15 protein-coding genes and 1 pseudogene are annotated in these 15825 nt (G+C 60.1%); 10 read left to right on the forward strand and 6 right to left on the reverse strand.

Annotated elements, in window-relative coordinates; all coding sequences use genetic code 11:
• The first annotated feature begins 307 nt into the window (after nucleotides 1–307).
• On the forward strand, nucleotides 308–2257 hold the full coding sequence (locus NXC24_RS31055; protein ID WP_104827148.1) for a methyl-accepting chemotaxis protein: 1950 nt from the start codon (nucleotides 308–310) through the stop codon (nucleotides 2255–2257).
• A 72-nt stretch (nucleotides 2258–2329) separates the two neighbouring features.
• On the opposite strand, the pseudogene NXC24_RS31060 reads toward NXC24_RS31055, so the two are convergent.
• Together NXC24_RS31060 and NXC24_RS31065 are read right to left on the reverse strand one after the other, a co-directional pair.
• Nucleotides 2330–2972, reverse strand: a pseudogene (locus NXC24_RS31060) (IS5 family transposase); the annotation flags it as partial.
• 109 nt (nucleotides 2973–3081) lie between these two features.
• A complete protein-coding gene (locus tag NXC24_RS31065; protein ID WP_104827149.1) occupies nucleotides 3082–3264 on the reverse strand; it encodes a hypothetical protein in 183 nt (60 codons plus the stop codon).
• 133 nt (nucleotides 3265–3397) lie between these two features.
• Between NXC24_RS31065 and cax the strand changes: the two genes are divergently transcribed.
• Nucleotides 3398–4546: a calcium/proton exchanger gene (gene cax, locus NXC24_RS31070; RefSeq protein ID WP_104827150.1), complete on the forward strand. Its 1149-nt coding sequence runs from the start codon at nucleotides 3398–3400 to the stop codon at nucleotides 4544–4546.
• A 29-nt stretch (nucleotides 4547–4575) separates the two neighbouring features.
• Here cax and NXC24_RS31075 read toward each other — a convergent pair whose 3' ends face one another.
• Entirely contained in the window at nucleotides 4576–5010 is a 435-nt protein-coding gene (locus tag NXC24_RS31075) for a potassium channel family protein (protein WP_104827151.1), read from the reverse strand.
• 140 nt (nucleotides 5011–5150) lie between these two features.
• Between NXC24_RS31075 and NXC24_RS31080 the strand changes: the two genes are divergently transcribed.
• Both NXC24_RS31080 and NXC24_RS31085 read left to right on the forward strand, forming a co-directional pair.
• Entirely contained in the window at nucleotides 5151–6173 is a 1023-nt protein-coding gene (locus NXC24_RS31080; RefSeq protein ID WP_104827924.1) for an LLM class flavin-dependent oxidoreductase, read from the forward strand.
• 136 nt (nucleotides 6174–6309) lie between these two features.
• Entirely contained in the window at nucleotides 6310–6600 is a 291-nt protein-coding gene (locus NXC24_RS31085) for a hypothetical protein (protein WP_104827152.1), read from the forward strand.
• 323 nt (nucleotides 6601–6923) lie between these two features.
• On the opposite strand, the gene NXC24_RS31090 is transcribed toward NXC24_RS31085, so the two are convergent.
• The 3 genes from NXC24_RS31090 to NXC24_RS31100 all read right to left on the reverse strand — a co-directional run bounded on the left by NXC24_RS31090 (nucleotide 6924) and on the right by NXC24_RS31100 (nucleotide 9073).
• Nucleotides 6924–7265, reverse strand: a complete 342-nt coding sequence (locus tag NXC24_RS31090; protein ID WP_104827153.1) for a hypothetical protein — start codon at nucleotides 7263–7265, stop codon at nucleotides 6924–6926.
• Nucleotides 7266–7538: 273 nt separating this feature from the next.
• Nucleotides 7539–8099, reverse strand: coding sequence for a DUF4334 domain-containing protein (locus NXC24_RS31095; protein WP_281060709.1), 561 nt, complete (start codon nucleotides 8097–8099; stop codon nucleotides 7539–7541).
• 86 nt (nucleotides 8100–8185) lie between these two features.
• Nucleotides 8186–9073 (reverse strand): GNAT family N-acetyltransferase, encoded by an 888-nt coding sequence (locus NXC24_RS31100; protein ID WP_104827154.1) that lies wholly within the window; start codon nucleotides 9071–9073, stop codon nucleotides 8186–8188.
• 270 nt (nucleotides 9074–9343) lie between these two features.
• Between NXC24_RS31100 and NXC24_RS31105 the strand changes: the two genes are divergently transcribed.
• The 6 genes from NXC24_RS31105 to NXC24_RS31130 all read left to right on the forward strand — a co-directional run bounded on the left by NXC24_RS31105 (nucleotide 9344) and on the right by NXC24_RS31130 (nucleotide 15824).
• Complete coding sequence (locus tag NXC24_RS31105) at nucleotides 9344–10672, forward strand: FAD-binding oxidoreductase (RefSeq protein WP_104827155.1); 1329 nt, start codon at nucleotides 9344–9346, stop codon at nucleotides 10670–10672.
• Nucleotides 10672–11805, forward strand: coding sequence for an acetylornithine deacetylase (gene argE / locus NXC24_RS31110; protein WP_104827156.1), 1134 nt, complete (start codon nucleotides 10672–10674; stop codon nucleotides 11803–11805). Before NXC24_RS31105 ends, argE begins: the two co-directional genes overlap by 1 nt.
• 122 nt (nucleotides 11806–11927) lie before the next feature.
• Complete coding sequence (locus NXC24_RS31115) at nucleotides 11928–12851, forward strand: glyoxylate/hydroxypyruvate reductase A (protein WP_104827157.1); 924 nt, start codon at nucleotides 11928–11930, stop codon at nucleotides 12849–12851.
• 22 nt (nucleotides 12852–12873) lie between these two features.
• Nucleotides 12874–13227, forward strand: coding sequence for a cupin domain-containing protein (locus NXC24_RS31120; RefSeq protein ID WP_104827158.1), 354 nt, complete (start codon nucleotides 12874–12876; stop codon nucleotides 13225–13227).
• Nucleotides 13227–13691 (forward strand): GNAT family N-acetyltransferase, encoded by a 465-nt coding sequence (locus NXC24_RS31125; RefSeq protein ID WP_104827159.1) that lies wholly within the window; start codon nucleotides 13227–13229, stop codon nucleotides 13689–13691. The genes NXC24_RS31120 and NXC24_RS31125 overlap by 1 nt, the downstream gene beginning before the upstream one ends.
• Nucleotides 13692–13778: 87 nt before the next feature.
• Nucleotides 13779–15824, forward strand: coding sequence for a hydantoinase/oxoprolinase family protein (locus tag NXC24_RS31130; RefSeq protein WP_104827160.1), 2046 nt, complete (start codon nucleotides 13779–13781; stop codon nucleotides 15822–15824).
• The last annotated feature ends 1 nt before the right edge of the window (nucleotide 15825 follow it).

The raw sequence follows: 15825 nt of genomic DNA on the forward strand, positions 1-15825 counted from the left end.
GCTGTATACCTCTACTTTCTATAAGTAAATTTCCAAGAAAATTCAGGTCAAACGCTCATCGCTTGGGGTTGTATTCACGCCCCGCGAAATTCTATTGAACTGATTTACACAATATCAACTATGTTGCCGCATAAAAAATAACCCTAGATGGGAATCGTAGTGCGGGCGAATGATCCGGCGCCCAGAAAAACTTTCGGGATGAGGGATCGATAGCAGATCCTAACCGACGCAACCTTCCCTCGCTCCTGCCGGCCGCAGATGCTTAGCGCTGGCAGCAGCATTCCAAATCTGGGGTGGGGACCTGCATATGGTAAATTGGAAAACATTCGGCATTGTCGCGCGTCTAGCGGTGGGATTTGGCTTCCTGCTCATTCTGATGATCGGTTTGACGCTCTACTCGATCGGACAGGTCAAAACGATCGACCGCAACCTTGGCGTCATCAACGACATCAACAGCGTGAAACAGCGCTTTGCCATCAATTACCGAGGCAGTGTTCACGACCGAGCAATTGCAATCAGGGACGTGACCCTCGTGACATCTGCGGAAGAACGGCAAGTCGCGATCAAGCTTATCGAGACACTTGCCTCCACCTATGCAGACAATGAAAAGAAGATGGCGGATATGATTGCCTCACCGGCCGGTGCGACGGCTGAGGAGAAAGCCATCCTCGATGAAATTGCGGCGGTTCAGGCCAAGACCAATCCGCTCGTTGCCGAGATTATAGCCCGTCAGGAAAAAGGCGATGGCGAAGCGGCCCGCAAGATCCTTCTGGAACAGGCAAGGCCTCAATTCGTCGCCTGGCTGAAGGCGATCAACAAATTCATCGATTATCAGGAAGCCCTGAACAAATCGACCGGCAACGAAGTTCGAAGCGCCGCCGGAGGGTTTAACTCACTCGCGCTCACGGCACTTGCGATTGCTATTTTGCTCGCAAGCGTGGCGGCAGCCTTTACCGCCCGCTCCATCGTCGGACCGCTGGCGAAGCTCCAGACCTCGCTTGTATCGATGGCACAAGGCAATATGGAAGGCGATCGCAAGCTCGAAAAACGCGGCGATGAGATCGGCATGCTGGCCCGCGCGGTCGCGGCCCTCCGGGACGCAATCTCGGCAAAAGCGGAACGCGACGCGGATGCGGATGCAAAGCGGGCTGGTGAAGAGCGCAAACGGCTGGAAACGGAAGCGGCGGAACGCGAAGCTCTTGCCGAACAAACCAATACAGCGGTGAACCAGCTCGCGGACGCCCTTCAGGGATTGGCGAATGGCGACCTAACACGCCAGATCGCCGGCCCGTTCATTCCTTCACTCGACCAATTGCGGGTCGATTTCAATCAGGCCGTGGAGAAACTGCGACTGGCGATGCAGAAGGTCGCCGAGAATGCGAGCGCCATTGCATCGGGCGCACAGGAAATTCGATCTGCCTCCGACGATCTCGCCAAGAGGACTGAACAGCAGGCGGCCTCTGTCGAAGAAACCGCCGCAGCGCTGGAAGAGATCACCATAACCGTGTCAGGCTCCAGCAACCGCGCGCAGGAAGCAGGTCACCTGGTTCGCAAGACAAAGGAGAGTGCCGAGCACTCAGGCCGTGTCGTGCGCAGTGCCGTCGAAGCAATGGACAAGATCGAAGCTTCTGCGACCGAAATCGGCAATATCATCGGCGTCATCGACGAGATCGCCTTCCAGACCAATCTCCTCGCATTGAATGCAGGGGTTGAAGCCGCACGCGCCGGCGAGGCCGGAAAAGGCTTCGCCGTCGTCGCCCAAGAAGTGCGTGAGCTAGCGCAGCGCTCCGCCAAGGCCGCAAAAGAGATCAAGGATCTGATCAACACCTCCAATGACCATGTCAGAAACGGCGTATCCCTGGTCGGCGAAACCGGCAAGGCACTGGAAGAGATCGTCGCTCAGGTCCAACAGGTTGACGGCAACGTGGGGGCTATCGTTGAGGCCTCGAAGGAGCAGGCAACGGGCCTCAAGGAAATCAACACCTCGGTGAACACGATGGACCAAGGCACGCAGCAGAACGCTGCCATGGTCGAACAGGCCACAGCCGCCGCTCACAGCCTGGCATCCGAAGCCGAGGCTCTTTTCCAATTGCTGTCGCAGTTCAGAATAAGCGCTCAGCCGATGTTTGACTCCCGCAGGGGCGGAAGCATTTCTGCTGCCAGTGCAGCATCGAAACCATCGGCGTCGCCCGCGAGGCGACTGACGGCGAAGTTGGCCAATGCGTTTAGCGGAAATGCGGCGGTGGATGGGGGTTGAAGTCCGAAGGCGTTTTTTCTTAAGGGGTGGCATCGCCATTTTCCACAATACGATCTAGGCCGTTGTGACAATTTAATCATTTGAGCGGAGCATGATACTGGCAATCTTGATGAATCCCATGAAGTTGGCGGCGATTTTGTCATAGCGCGTTGCGATTCTCCGCCATTGCTTGAGCTTTGCAGCTCTCGAATCCCCAGCGGGCCTTGTAGGCGATGCGGTCGTAGGCCCGCTAATATTTTCGATGACGGCGCGATGGAATGACCGGTTGGCCACCTTGGTCGAGAATGTTGCCATGCAGGCTGTCGGCGCCATAGGCGCGGTCGGCGAGCGCGTGCTTGGCCGGCAGCCCCCTGACAAGGTCGCAGGCAGGAGCCATATCATTCCGCTGGCCGGGTCCCGGTGAAAGGGCACCGGCAGACCGAGCGCATCGACTACTGCACGGATCCTGCTGCCAAATCCCCCGCGGGAACGGCCGAGAGCCTGGGCTGGCGGACTCCCCCTTTTGCGGCGCGCCCGCCTGCCGCTTGCGCTTGTGCCCGGATCACGGCGGCGTCGATGGACAGCCACTCCATATCCGGATCGGCAGCGACTGCTTCGAAAATCTTGTCGAAATGCCTTGTTCGACCCAGCGATAGTAGCGCCGCTTGAGCGTCTGATAGGGGCCGAAGCGGTCTTCCGGCAGATCACGCCAGCGCACCCGCCGGGCGAGCAACACCTAGCTGATTTCGTCACCGCCTACAATTTCGGCCGACGTCTCAAGACCCTCCAGGGTCTAGCGCCCTACGAATACATATGCAAATGCCGGACAAAAGAACCCGAACGATTCAGGCTCGATCCGATCCATCAAGGTGCGGAACCTGGCTTCCAATGGGAGATTTCGTGAGCTTCATCCTCGGCTGGCCGCCATAGGTGATGCTTCCCGGTATTGGCTGCAACGAGGTGGTGCCCGTCTGATCGCATGAAGAGGTGACCAGGCCGACGACTACAAGAAGGATGATGCGCCGCATGACTGGCTCCTGTTTCTCAAGCCGGGATCCTATGGTAAGTTATAGCAGACCTAGTCGCGCTCTCGATGGAAAACATCAAATCAGCCATCGCAGATTTAGCTGCAGAGCGCTTCGAAAACCTGGGGGGTTGGTCATGGGCGATTCTGAGGGAAGAAGCCCCATTGCTTCGTCAGGCTTCACTATCGGCGGAATCATTAAAACCGAAGTCAGCCAACAGCCACTTCTTGCACTTGTCGTTTTCGTGCCGGTCGCCATCATTCTGGAGCAGGTTACGCCGGAAGCACATACGCTGCTGTTTCTCATGTCGATCGTGGCGATCGTGCCATTGGCGGCGCTGTTGAGCCGGGCGACGGAAGCTGTCGCGGCCAAGACTGGCGATGCTGTTGGTGGCCTGCTCAACGCCACTCTCGGAAATTTGACGGAACTCGTGATCTCGCTTGCGGCGTTGCAATCGGGTCAATATCTGCTGGTCAAAGCTTCACTTGCCGGTGCGATCGTCACCAATACGCTCTTTATGTTGGGTGGCGCTTTTCTGTTTGGCGGCCTCCGCCATCATGTCCAGGAATTCAACAGGGTCAATGCGCGCTTTCAGGCCTGCCTTCTCTTCCTCGCTACCATTGCCATTCTGGTCCCCTCGCTGGTGGGTGAAGCGGATCGCGCACCGGACACTTCTACTGTCCAAAACCTAAGCCTGGGGCTGGCACTCCTCCTCATTGCCGTCTACGCACTAGGCATGTTTTTCTCTCTGAGGACGCACCGCGAGCTTTTCGCGAGCGCCAGCGAGGGCCATGAAAGCGAGAAGCTGTGGCCACTTTCGGCAAGCATCATCATTCTGGTTGTCGTTACTCTATTCGTCGCAGTGATCAGTGAAATCTTCGTCGGTTCCATCCAGATCGCCGCCACTCATCTCGGCATGACACCTGCGTTCGTAGGCTTTATCGTCGTCGCCCTCGTGGGGGCAGCGGCAGAAATGACGACCGCATTTTCCGCGGCGCGCGCAAATAGATTGGACCTCAGCGTCAGCATCGCGTTAGGAAGCGCGGCCCAGATTGCTCTCTTCGTCGCTCCGGTCCTGGTGCTCGTCAGCTATTTCCTCGGCCCGGCGCCGATGTCTCTTGAATTCTGGAGGGGCGCGGTCACGATGATGCTGGTCGCGACGCTCGCCGCCACTCTACTGTCAAATGGCGGACGCGGCGCATGGTACGCAGGTGTCATGGCGCTGGCCGTCTATGCCATTTTCGGACTCACATTATTCCTTCTGCCCCCTGGCGCGCCGTCTTAAGGAAAAGGAAATAGTACGGCACAAACGGCTCATTGCTGCGACTGGCTATCGGGACGAAAATAAAGCCGTTGAATGACGGCCATCATGAGAGCCGTTGCCCATCCAAATATGATCCAGCCGTTGATTGCCTCGAAAGTGGCGATCTGCCGCCATTCCTTTCCGAGAACTATGTCGCCGTACCCCACGGTTGTGAACGTAACAGTGGAGAAGTAGGCGGCATCTTCAAAATTCGGAAGGGCTGACGACATGTAATAGAACAACGCCCAAATACAAACGTCGAGTATAATTGGAATGATCAAGTAAACAATCCATACCACGGTTACGAATGTAGGCTGGCGGAGCAGGAAATTCCGGTGACTTACTTCCATCCGGCGAAAAACGCTCAGTCCGGCCGACATAAACACGGCTTGAATCGCAACTGTCGCTGCAATTAGCGCGCCAGCGAGAAGAAGTCGAAACAACATAAGTGCCTCCTGACATTCTGAACACGCCTCTCAAGTATATCAGAGTTCGGCGAAGTTGTGCTCGGTGCGTCATTACACTGTATGTCCAGCAGGAATTGTGCCAAGAGGTACGCTGCGCCACAATTTGAGGCTACATGACGATGAAGAAAATCGGCTTCCTATCGTTCGGGCACTGGACGCCCTCGTCCCAATCGCAGACGCGCTCGGCGTCCGATGCGCTTCTGCAGTCTATAGACCTTGCCGTCGCGGCCGAGGAACTGGGCGCAGATGGAGCGTATTTTCGAGTGCACCATTTCGCCCGCCAGCTTGGCTCGCCGTTCCCGCTGCTGGCGGCCGTTGGCGCGAAGACCAGCCGCATCGAGATCGGCACGGCGGTCATCGACATGCGTTACGAGAATCCGCTTTATATGGCCGAGGATGCCGGCGCTGCCGACATCATCGCCGGCGGGCGCCTGCAGCTCGGTATCAGCCGCGGCTCCCCGGAGCAGGTTATCGATGGATGGCGCCATTTCGGCTATGCGCCGGCCGAAGGCGAAAGTGAGTCTCAGATGGCCCGGCGCCATGCCGAGGTCCTGTTCGATGTGTTGCGCGGCGAAGGCTTCGCGCAGCCCAACCCGCGGCCGATGTTTCCAAACCCGCCGGGCCTCCTGCGCATCGAACCGCACTCCGAGGGCCTGCGCGACCGGATCTGGTGGGGCGCCAGTTCGAACGCCACTGCTGCCTGGGCGGCAAAGCTGGGGATGAACCTACAGAGCTCCACGCTCAAGGATGATGAGAGCGGGCTTCCCTTCCACATCCAGCAAGCAGACCAGATCAGAGTGTTTCGCGAGGCATGGAAGGCGGCCGGCCATAAGCGCCAGCCGCGGGTGTCGGTCAGCCGCAGCATCTTTGCACTCGTGGACGACCGCGACCGCGCCTACTTCGGATACGGCAATCAGAATGAGGACAAGATCGGCTTCATCGACGAGAAAACCCGGGCGGTCTTCGGCCGCAGCTATGCCGCGGAGCCGGGTGCACTCATCAAGGAACTGGCCGAGGATGAGGCCATTGCCGAGGCCGACACGTTGCTTCTAACCGTTCCGAACCAGCTCGGCGTGGACTATAACGCGCATGTCATAGAAGCCATCCTGACTCACGTCGCCCCTGCCCTCGGCTGGCGCTGAACCGCGCGGAAAAGGCGCCAATTGATGGTTGGACGGCTTGCCAAGCGTGTCGGCGCGATGTTCGACGGCAGTCAAATGTTGGAACCATGTCCCTCCTTATTCGTTGCTTAAACATGCAAGCAAGGAGGATAAGCACATGCGAAATACAATCATTGGCTGCGCAATGGCAGCTCTCGCCATGGGTTTCGTTGCCGTCCCTGCATTTGCGGACGACGTCATCATCGGCGGTCCTTCTTATGATGACGGCTACTATCCGCGGCACCATCGTGATCGCGCTGGCGTGATCATAAGCAATCACGGCATTTCGATCGGCAGGGTCCGGGACCGCGACCGTTATTACGACCGCGACCGCTGCTTCACCAAGACAGTTACCCGCGTGAATGAAGATGGCGATCGGATAACAAGGACGATTCGTCGTTGCGACTAACCCACAATTAAGGCCCGACATCCCATGCCGGGCCTCATTGATTTCGCATAGTAAATCGCCTCAGGATGAACGCGTCGATGCGGGGGGCTTTCTCCCCAAAGTTTGACTGCGTCGCTTGCGCTGAACTGGCTGTCAGGAAACCGTTCCAGCCTGCTATTGCCGAAATGGCCCCGCCAAACCCTTTTCATCTCCCTTAACGCAAGGCCTCAGGAAATGATCGACTGAGGGGCTGCTCTTCGCCGAACTCGACCACCGAGGCAGAGCATGCTTTGCGCATGCTCTGCCTGCCGGTTACATCGGCTCGCGATGAAGTATCATCGCTGCTAGTTGAGAGCCGGGCAACCACGTCTGTTGGCGAAGGCCATGCGGTCGGGACCGCCATCATTCCAGCCACGGACGATGATACGCCGACCGTTCGACTGGATGGAATCAATGCGCCGGAAACCCTCTTCGCGGGCGGCTCGCATGAGCTCGCGCCGGCCGCAGCCACCGCCGTCCCAATCCCCGCGCGAGCGACCCCAGTCCTGATCTTGGCGATTATCCCAGCGCGGCGGCGGTCCATTATCGTCGTCGTAATATTGCGCCATGGCTGCGGAAGGCAGCAATTGCACCGTGGCCAGTCCGACCAACGCAATGCAAGAAAATCTTGTGAAACGTCCAAACATCTTTCGCTTCCTCCTATGTCGGCGATATGGGGGGATCATACAGCTCTAACCTGAATGCCACCCGAACGAGCTATTCATATAGCTACTTTGAATCAAGGGCCTCCTTGTATCCTTTATCTGCTGCCAAGCCGGGTCCGCAGGACGCGGCGTTCTATACCCTGTTTATTGCTTAAATAGCGCAGGCGTTTGGGGAGAACAGTCATATGGCGCTCGTCACTGCGATCGGGCATCGTGGCAGGTAGCGCGCCAGCGGATAGGAGCGTCGTAAAACCCCTACCTGATGCCATCGGCGATCGTACGCGTGAGAACGAAAAAATAATGGCGGCTATCTCCTTCGACGACCATGGCGCCGAGGAGCCGGTTATCGTCAATTCTTCGGAAATGGTCGGTAATCGGCTGCCTGTCATACACCATTGCCGCGCTGGTCTTGCCCCTGAAGAACATGGGCCTGAGAGAGGCGACCGGCCCGTTTGCCCGCCACATTTTCTGCAGATACGAGAACCAGCTACGGGCTATCCTGGTCCGCCCGAAGCGATGAAAGCGCAGGACCAATTTCAGAGGGATCATTTCGGGGTCGATGGCCACGAGCCGGTGAGGTCCCACCGCAAACAACAGAGCATCGGCTCTATGATCAGTGGTGAAGCGCTTGCCGTACCATCCGAGATTTTCCAAGACGCCATCCAGCGGGTGGCCGCACGCCACGCCATGACCTCGCCAAAGACCGGCAAGTTCGGTGACCGACGTCACGCTGAGACTGTCGAAATAGTCAAAGGCTTCGGCCTGCGATCGAAAACTGCTTGGAATTTGCCTGGCGGTGTTTTCCACGTCGCTCAACTCGGAAACGTCATGCTCGAATCACGTTCCGCATCATCCTATGCAAAGACGGCCGAATGCTGTTCCTTGCATAGGTCTTAGGGCTGCTACCCTAAGGCCTGGCTGGCCAAACCGTAAACGCGCGGCCCTTCGCTGCCGTCCTCCGGGAGCCAGGCGCGCCTCAGCGACATGCTTGTCACCGTGTCGTAAACCGGCAGCCCCGATTGCGCGAGGAATTGCGGAAAGGCACCGGTCTGCTGGCGGGTATCGATTCGCAGGAAACTGCCCGCATGGTCAGCGACATGCGGTCTGATAACAGCGATTGCCTCTTCGTCGCTTGCTGCGACGACCGGACCGATGACATGACCGCGCCCGAAGCGGCGGCAAAGTGAGAAGGCGGCGATGCGGCCGTCTCGTATAAGCGCCAGACCCTTCGAGACATTCAGGAGGCGCGCAAGCACAGGCATGCGATCCGCACCAAAAGCGGCCAGATCCAGCGCCGCGATCTCTGCAAGATCGGCCTGATCGAGCGCCCGCAGCCGGGTGTGTGGCGGCAGCGGCACGACGGGTGGAGAGACTGCTTCGCCATTGCATTGATAGTCGAGCTTTTCCGCACGGAAGCCGAGTGATTGATAAAGCCGCTTGGCCGCGCGGGTGGCGTTGAGGCCGAGCGCGCGGGAGCCGGTTTGCGCAAGGACATGCTCCATCATCCAGCGGCCGGTTCCCAGCATCTGCAATCTCGGAGAGGTGATAACCATGCCGATGGTCGTGAAGTCGGGAGCAAAATCGAACCACATGGCGGAGCCGAGCACCCGGCCTATCGCGTCGCGTGCCACGACGCCGCGACCCATCTCGCGAACGATCTGCCAGTCCTCGGCGCGATGCGGCCAGCCGACCGACAGCGAAAGCGCATGCAGGGCATCGAGATCGGCATTCTCCATCTCGCTGAGGGTCAGTTCGAAGGAATCCAGTTGGATCGAACTGGATTTTGCCATGACTATCTCCCCTCCCAACATGCGCGTTCCCGGACCAGCCGGAACGCTTGGCCTATCGTGCAGGATGGATTTTCACGCTTCCACCAGTCGACCACCCTGCTTTGGTTGTAGCGGCGATCACGCAACAGAATACGCTTGAGATCCCCGCGAATTCGAAAGATTCCACCAAAGCCACGGGGCTTTCGGCAGGCGAGCGACAGACCACGGCTTATTCTGAATGAAACCTTCCGCTTCCGGATACCTCCTTCCACACACTACAGAGGTCCATCGATGTCCCCTCCCGTCGGTCGCATCGCCAGCAATCAGGATGTCCCGAAATCCGCCGATGTCGTTATTCTCGGCGGCGGTATGGCCGGTGTCGCAACCGCTTACGAACTCGCCCGCCGCGGAACCTCCGTCGTTCTCATCGAGAAAGGCGTGATCGCTGGCGAACAATCGAGCCGCAACTGGGGTTGGTGTCGCCAGCAGAACCGTGATCCGAGAGAACTACCGCTCGCACGGCTTGCCCTACGCAGATGGGACAATCTCAATGCGGAACTCGGCGATGAAACCGGCTTTCGCCGCAGCGGCCTTGTCTATGCCACGACACGCAAGGCCGACCTGAACGCCTGGGAGCGTTGGAGCCACGTCGGCAGGGAGTTCGGCGTCGATACACGAATGCTGACGGGAGCCGAATGTGCCACGATGCTTCCAGGCAATAGCCGTCATTGGAACGGCGGCGTCCATTCCCCGACCGATGGACGCGCGGAACCTGAGCTTGCGGTGCCGGCATTGGCGCGCGGTGCCCAGCGGCTTGGCGCCGTCATAGTCCAGAACTGTGCCGCCCGCGAGCTCGAAACGGAAGCGGGGCGGATCAGCGGCGTCGTCACGGAAAAGGGTGCAATCCGCGCGTCGGCCGTTCTGGTTGCCGGCGGCGCCTGGAGCGGTATGTTCCTGAGACATCATGGAATCCGCTTCCTGCAGGCATGCGTCAAATCCACATCCTTCTATACCGTCGCCGCACCGGCCGTGACCGATGGCGGGATCGCGATGGAGGACGTGACCATCCGTCGCCGGCTGGACGGCGGCTATACGGTGGGATTGAGCGGCCTCGGCCAGTTGCAGATCACGCCCTACGGCCTGCTGCAAGCCCGCGATTTCTGGCGCACCTTTCAGACGCGCCGGAAGGGTCTGACTTTTGCGCTTGGCCGTCAATTTATGGAAGGGCCGGAAGCAATCGCCCGCTGGAAGGCGGATGGGATCTCGCCTTTCGAACGCATCCGCACGCTCGATCCGCAGCCGGATGCCCATCTTGTCGAGCGCGGCATTGCCCGACTGGTCGCGACCTATCCCGAACTCGCCGGCATTCGTCCGGCCGAGTGCTGGGGCGGCATGGTGGATTCCACGCCGGATGCCATACCGGTGATCTCGCCGATCGTTTCACGGCCTGGCCTCTTTGTCTCCTCAGGCTTCAGTGGTCACGGTTTCGGGATCGGACCCGCCGCCGGCATGCTGGCCGCCGATCTCATTCGCGGTGAAAGGCCCTGCGTTGATCCCAAGCCCTATCGGTATGAGCGCATGATCGACGGCACCGATCTCGGAAAGCCGGGGATGTTGTGATGATCGCGATGACGGCAGCACAGATCCTCGAAAAGCTGGTCGAATTCCCCTCCGTGGTCGGTACGCCAAACCATGAGATCGTCGGCTGGATCGCCGATTATCTGGAGCGGGCCGGTGCAAAGGTCGTCGTCCTTACCGGGCCTGAAGGAGACCGGTTCAACCTGTTTGCGACCGTCGGTCCGGCCGACCGGCCTGGATACCTGCTCTCCGGGCACATGGACGTTGTCGCGGCAACAGAACCAGGGTGGACAAGCGATCCCTTTCGCTTGCAGCGTCACGGCGCGCGGCTCGCAGGCCGCGGGACGAGCGACATGAAGGGCTTTCTCGCCTGTGCGCTTGCTGCGCTGCCGCCCATTGCCGGACGCTCACTCGCCCGGCCGCTGCATCTTGCCTTCTCCTATGACGAAGAGGCCGGTTGCCGCGGCGTTCCGCATCTGATCGCGCGGCTTCCCGATCTCTGTGCCAAGCCGGAGGGCTGCATCATCGGCGAGCCCAGCGGCATGCGCGCCATCCGCGCCCATAAAGGAAAAGCAGCAGCAAGAGTCGTCATCAGTGGTCGCGCCGGTCATTCCTCGCGGCCGGATCTCGGCCTCAATGCCATCCATGCGATGGCCGACGTTCTCGGCGAAGCAGTCACGACCGCCGAGCGTCTGACCCAAGGGCCATTCGACGACAATTTCGAGCCGCCCTATTCCTCGTTGCAGGTTGGCACCTTGCATGGCGGGCAGGCCGTCAACGTCATTCCCGAAGAATGTACCATTGAGCTGGAAGCCCGCGCGATCGCCGGCGTCGATCCAACAAGTCTGCTCGCGGGGATCGAAGGACGCCTGGGCGCCTTGAAGCAGCGCGGCTTTACGGCGCGCTGGGAGGTCATGAGCAGCTATCCGGCCCTGTCCCTTGCCGTTGACGCGCCGCTTGCCCTGCTGATGGAGGAGCTGACAGGGCGGCCGCCGCTCGCCGCCGTCAGCTACGGCACGGAAGCAGGCCTTTATCAGGCGGCCGGAATGGAGGCGGTCATCTGCGGTCCGGGCGATATCAGCTGGGCGCACAAAGCCAACGAATTCATTGAGGAGAGCGAATTGTCTGCCTGTGTCCGCATGATCGAAGCGCTGGGAGATCGTCTCGTCCGTTGATGTCCTGGCGGCATACGTCGTTGCCACGAAAAACGGATCGATATGCGGTTGATTGACCCTACTTCGATGCATCCTGTTGAGACGCCGGCAGCAGAATACCAGGAGCAAGCCAGAGGAAGCCCATGGCCTTTTTATTCAACTCGGATGCAGAGCGGGCGAGGATCTTTGCCGCGGCTTTCGCGCACGAACTGCCGACCCTCCCCTTCGTCACGGATTCGGCTAGCGTCGATCCGGCAACGATCAAGTATCTGCTGACCTGGACAGCGCCCGCCGATCTCGACCGCTATCGCAATCTCGAAATCCTGTTTTCGATTGGCGCGGGCGTCGACCAGTTCTCGCTGGCCGCACTTCCCGACAAGGTCAAGCTGGTCCGCATGGTCGAGGACGGCATTATCAGGATGATGCAGGAATATGTGACGCTGGGCGTCCTTGCGCTGCACCGCGATCTGCCTGGCTATATGGAGCAGCAGCGGGCGGGCAAATGGGCCTCCCGCCCGGTTCGGCAGGCAGCCGACCGCTGTGTCGGCATACTCGGCCTCGGCAATCTCGGCCTTGCCGTCATCGATCGGCTGCGGCCTTTCGGCTTTCCGCTTCGCGGGTGGAGCCGCTCGCCGCGCAGCATTGAGGGCGTCGCCTGCTATGACGGAACGGATCAATTGCCGGAATTTCTGGCGGGCGTCGATATTCTCGTCTGCCTCTTGCCGCTGACGCCCGAGACACGCGGGATCCTGAATGCCGATCTCTTCAAGGCGCTGCCTGAAGGCGCCGGCCTCGTGCATGCCGGCCGCGGTCAGCAGCTCGACGCGGAGGCTCTCATCGAAGCGCTCGACGGCGGCCATATCAGCGGCGCCGTCCTCGACGTCACCGAACCGGAGCCGCTGCCGGCCGGACATGCGCTCTGGCGCCATCCCAGGATCGTTCTGACGCCGCACATTGCCAGCGTCACGCAGCCGGAGACGGCCGCAAACACCGTCATCGCCAATATTCGCCGCCACGAGGCTGGGCTCGACCCGATCGGTCTTGTCGACCGCAGCCGCGGCTATTGATCATCATCAGGAAAGGAACTCCATGTCTCTGTTGAAAACCATCGACCCGAACCCGGCCTTCGAGCCGAAACACTCTAAGGCCATGCCGGACCGGCTGATTTCCGGAGATCCGTCCTTCAAGACCTGGGCTCAAGACAGTGCGCGCGACGGCATGATCAACACCGGCGTGTGGGAGGCAACCCCGGGCGAAACGCGTTCGATCAAGGGCGAAACTTTCGAATTCTGCCACATCCTTCAGGGCGTCATCGAATTGACCGATGAAGGCGGGACATCGGTGACCTATCGCGCCGGCGACAGCTTCGTCATGAAGCCGGGATTCAAGGGCGTATGGCGAACGATGGAGACGGTCCGCAAGATCTATGTGACGGTTAGCTGATGATAAGCCTTGCGGACTTGCCGGTCTTTGAGGCCGAACATGAGGGCTATACGCTGAGCACGGATCGCGCTCGCCTCGATGTCGATCGGATCCATCGCTATCTCTCGGAAGAATCCTACTGGGCGCGTGGCCTCGATCGCGCTCTGCTCGAACGGGCGCTCGCCGGTTCGCTGCCGGTCGCTATCTATGCGCCGAACGGCGATTTTGCTGCTTTTGCACGCGTCGTCACGGATCTCGCTATCTTTGCCTATCTGCGCGATGTCTTCACCCTGCCGGACCATCGCGGCCGGGGCTTGGCGACGTTTCTTACGGCGGTGATCCAAAGCCATCCAGAGCTGAAAACGGTGAGCAACTGGATGCTGGCGACGCGTGATGCGCATGCGGTCTACGCAAAGGCCGGCTTCGCGCCAGTCCCGCACCCGGAATATTACATGAGCATCCGAAAACCCACTGAAAGCCCATAACCAAGGGTTATGGATTGCGCTGCTCTTGTTACTGGCGACCATGAGGCTCACCCGCCATTCTGCTCCGGCCAGCACAAGGAAACGCACATGGGCTATCGTATCGGGGTCGACGTCGGGGGATCCTTCACCGATTTTGCGGTGTTTGATGAGGCGAGCGGACGCATCTCCACCCTCAAGGTCTTCTCGCGGCCGGATGAGCCGGGAGCGGAAATCACCGCAGGTCTTTCGACGCTCAAGGCCCGCGACGGCCTCGATCCTGCTGGGGTCGATTATTTCACCCATGGCACGACGGTCGGCGTCAACACAGTCATTCAGCGCAACGGCCACGACCTGGCTTTGTTCACCACACGGAATTTCGAGGACGTGCTGCAGATCGCGCGCCTGAAGATCCCGCAGATCCACAATCTCTATTCGGTGCGGCCGGAGCCGCTGATTGCACGCGATCGCGTGTTCGGCATCGACGAGCGAACCGCCGCTACCGGCGATATACTTGGGGCTCCGCATGAGGCCGATGTCGAGAGGGCCGTGCGTGCAGCCGAACGGGCCGGCTGCAAAGGTATCGTCATCGCCTTCCTCAACGCCTATCGCAATCCGGCCAACGAACTTGCCGTCAAGGCAATGATCGAAAGGTTTGCGCCGGGCCTGCCGGTCTTTTCCTCCGCGCAAACCTGGCCGATCATCCGCGAATATGAGCGCACCATTACGGCTGTCATCAGCGGGTATGTGCAGCCGCGCGTCTCCCGCTACCTTGACCGTTTCGAAAGCGTGCTGAGGCAGGAGGGGCTTGCTTGCCCGCTGCTGATCACGAAGAGCAACGGCGGCGTGATGGGCATCGACCAAGCGCGAAACGACTGCGTGCAGATGATCCTCTCCGGCACCGCTTCCGGGGTGATCGGGGCAGGTTATCTCGCCAAGGCCAGCGGTTTCGAGCGCATTCTGAGCCTCGATATCGGCGGCACCAGTGCCGATGTCGCTGTCATCCTCGACGGCCTGCCGCAATATGGTGTCGGCGAGCTGATCGGGGATTTCCAGATTCACATCCCCTCCGTATCGGTCAGCTCCGTCGGACAGGGTGGCGGGTCCATTGCCTGGGTGGATGCCTTCGGGATGCTTCAGGTCGGCCCGGACAGCGCCGGCTCGACGCCGGGTCCCGCCTGCTATGGACGCGGTGGAGTTCGGCCGACGGTCACCGATGCGGTCGCGGCCTGCAATCTGATCGGCCACATGCCGCTCGGCTACGGTGCGGTTGAGGTCGACCGCGCTGCCGCCCGCGCGGCGATTGCTCCCCTTGCAACGACGCTCGGCGGTACGATCGAAGCGACGGCAAGCGACATCCTCAATATCTCGGTTTCAGGCATGTATGCCGAGGTCAGCGGCCTGATCTCCCGCTTCGGGATCGACCCACGGGAGTTCCATCTCTTTGCGTTCGGCGGCGCCGGCGCCATGCTGGCCTGCTTCCTGGCGCGCGAGCTCGACATGAAGGGCGTTGTGGTTCCGCCCACCCCCGGCATCGTCTCTGCCCTCGGCGGCCTGATCGCCGACCTGAAGAACGACTTCATCCGTACCGTCTATTGCGACGTCACGAAGGAGGCGATGGCCAATGTAGCCGCACCCTACCGGGAACTGAAAGCTGAGGCCGAACAATGGCTGCGGCAAAAACAGGGCTTCGCCGGGCCTGCATTCGTCCAGGCCTTCGCCGACATGCGCTATCTCGGCCAATCCTACGAGATCGAAGTCGCGCTGCAGGGCGATTGGCTCGAAGAGATCGATGCCGATGCTATTGGCGCCGCCTTCCACGCCGAACATGAACGGCTTTTCGGCCATGCGGCATCGGCTTCGCCGGTACAGATGATCAATCTCCGCCTGACCATATCGGGCGCGACGCCGAAACCGTATTTGGCCGAACTCGGCCCAGCATATGAGCCTGCCAAGCCCCGCTTCTCGGCCGAAGCCTGGTTCGACGGCCGTCTTGCCATGACTGCAGTCTATCACCGCAGCGATCTGAAGACGGGACATCGCCTGACCGGGCCGGCAATCATCGCGCAGGACGATACCACGACGATCGTGCCGCCGGATTTCGCCGTCGATGTCGACCGGTTCGGCAATCTTGTTATCATCCGCATGGAGGCCTGAG

This window comes from Rhizobium sp. NXC24 (genome assembly GCF_002944315.1).
Lineage (GTDB): Bacteria > Pseudomonadota > Alphaproteobacteria > Rhizobiales > Rhizobiaceae > Rhizobium.